A 2,297-nucleotide genomic window follows, 5' to 3' on the forward strand; every position below is an offset into this window, starting at 1 on the left:
CGCGCGGACGACGACGGGCGACGTCGCGCGGACGACGACGGGCGCCGCACCGGGAAGCGACCCCCGCGCGTGACGCCCGTCGTCTCCTGCTGCGCGCTAGGAGTTGGCGCGTCCGGTCATCGTGGTGACGTCGAGCGCCTTGTCGAGCTGATCCTCCGTGAGCTCGCCGCGCTCGACGAAGCCGAGGGCGACTGTGGCCTCACGGATGGTGAGGCCTTCCTTGACGGCCTTCTTCGCGATCGCGGCGGCGTTTTCGTAGCCGATGTACTTGTTGAGCGGCGTGACGATCGACGGTGAGGCCTCGGCGAGGAAGCGCGCACGCTCGACGTTCGCCGTGATGCCGTCGACCATCTTGTCCGCCATGACCCGCGCCGTATTGGCGAGCAGCCGGATCGATTCGAGCAGGTTCGCGGCCATGACGGGAATGCCCACGTTCAGCTCGAACGCGCCGTTCGTCGAGGAGAGCGCGATCGTTGTGTCGTTGCCGACGACCTGGGCCGCGACCATGATGGCGGCCTCGCAGATCACTGGGTTGACCTTGCCCGGCATGATCGACGAGCCCGGCTGCAGATCCGGGATCGCGATCTCGCCGAGGCCGGTGTTCGGGCCGGACCCCATCCAGCGCAGGTCGTTCGAGATCTTCATGATCGAGTACGCAATGTTGCGCAGCTGCCCCGACGCCTCGATGAGGCCGTCGCGGTTGGCCTGTGCCTCGAAGTGGTTGCGGGCCTCCGTGATGGGGAGCGCGGTGTCCTCGGCGAGGAGTTCGATCACGCGCTGCGGGAACCCCGCGGGCGTATTGATGCCCGTGCCGACTGCCGTTCCGCCCAGCGGGACCTCGGCGACGCGCGGAAGCGAGGCCTCGATCCGCTCGATGCCGTAACGGATCTGGGCCTCGTAGCCGGAGAATTCCTGGCCCAGCGTCACCGGGGTCGCGTCCATGAGGTGCGTCCGGCCCGACTTGACCACGTCCCTGAACTCCTCCGCCTTGCGGCTGAAGGCCGCCGCCAGGTGGGTCAGCGCCGGGATGAGGTCATTGAGCAGGGCGTCGGTCGCGGCGACGTGAACCGACGTCGGGAAGACGTCGTTCGAAGACTGCGAGGCGTTGACATGGTCGTTCGGGTGGACGACCTTGTCGACGCCCTTCGCCTGCAGCGCGCGGCTCGCGAGCTCAGCAATGACCTCGTTCATGTTCATGTTCGAGGACGTTCCGGAGCCTGTCTGGAAGACGTCGATGGGGAAGTGAGCGTCGAACTCGCCCGCGGCCACACGATCGGCGGCGTCGGCGATGGCATCGGCGAGATCTCCGTCGATCACGCCGAGGTCCTCGTTGGCACGGGCCGCAGCCTTCTTGACGCGAGCCAAGGCCTCGATGTGCTTGCGCTCGAGGGTCTTGCCCGAGATCGGGAAGTTCTCGACCGCGCGCTGCGTCTGGGCGCGGTACAGGGCGGCCGCGGGCACCCGCACTTCGCCCATCGTGTCGTGTTCGATCCGGTATTCGGCAGAATCCTGCACGGCAGAGTCAGTCATGGCACCCAGACTAGACCCCCCGCGCGGACCGTTCCGAACCGGCTTTCAGACGTTGCCCAGGCCGGAGACGAGCTCGGCCTTGCCCTCGTCGAGGTGGTAGCAGACGCCGAGGACGGCGGTGCGGCCTTCCTCGACGGCGCGGGCAATGATCTGGGACGTCTCGAGCAGGCGATCGCCTGTCTGCTTGACATGCTCGACGACGGTTTCGTCCACGGTCGTCACGCCATTGCGCTGGGCAGCGATCACGGAGGGCATGATGCGCTCGACGAGGTCCCGTACGAAGCCCTGGGGCATGGTGCCGCTGGAGAACGCGTTCACGCTCGCCGTGACGGCACCGCACGAGTCGTGGCCGAGGATGACGATGAGCGGGACCCCGAGCGGCTCGATGGCGTACTCGAGCGAGCCGAGCACGGCGTCGTCGATGACTTGGCCGGCGGACCGGACGACGAACGCGTCGCCAAGGCCGAGGTCGAAGATGATCTCGGCTGCGAGGCGCGAGTCCGAGCAGCCGAAGATGACGCAGAACGGGTTCTGCGTCGCGACGAGTTCGCTGCGACGGGCGGCGTTCTGATTTGGATGGATCGACGTCCCGGCGACGAAACGCTCGTTGCCGTCGCGGAGGGTCTGCCAGGCTTCTGCGGGGGTCAGGGTCTCAGACACGACCACCACTCTAGACCCATCTGTCTACCTGCAGTCCGAGCCGAAGTCACCGGAACGTCACAAGCTGGAACTTGCCGACCCTGACAGCTGCCGGCCTGAGAGCCACC

Annotated in this window: 2 protein-coding genes; both read right to left on the reverse strand. The window is 67.2% G+C overall.

The window, feature by feature from the left end:
- Window positions 1-96 precede the first annotated feature (96 nt).
- Window positions 97-1,530: a class II fumarate hydratase gene (locus V7053_RS05845; RefSeq protein ID WP_443022557.1), complete on the reverse strand. Its 1,434-nt coding sequence runs from the start codon at window positions 1,528-1,530 to the stop codon at window positions 97-99.
- 45 nt (window positions 1,531-1,575) lie between these two features.
- The gene (locus V7053_RS05850) at window positions 1,576-2,190 is read right to left on the reverse strand and encodes a carbonic anhydrase (RefSeq protein WP_334171328.1); all 615 of its coding nucleotides are present in this window, start codon (window positions 2,188-2,190) and stop codon (window positions 1,576-1,578) included.
- Window positions 2,191-2,297: the final 107 nt, after the last annotated feature.

Source organism: Sinomonas sp., from assembly GCF_036848755.1.
In the GTDB taxonomy this organism is placed as follows: domain Bacteria; phylum Actinomycetota; class Actinomycetes; order Actinomycetales; family Micrococcaceae; genus Sinomonas.

Coding starts and splice junctions, on each gene's coding strand:
- V7053_RS05845 (WP_443022557.1), bottom strand. CDS start 1,530: ATGACTGACTCTGCCGTGCAGGATTCTGCCGAATACCGGATCGAACAC.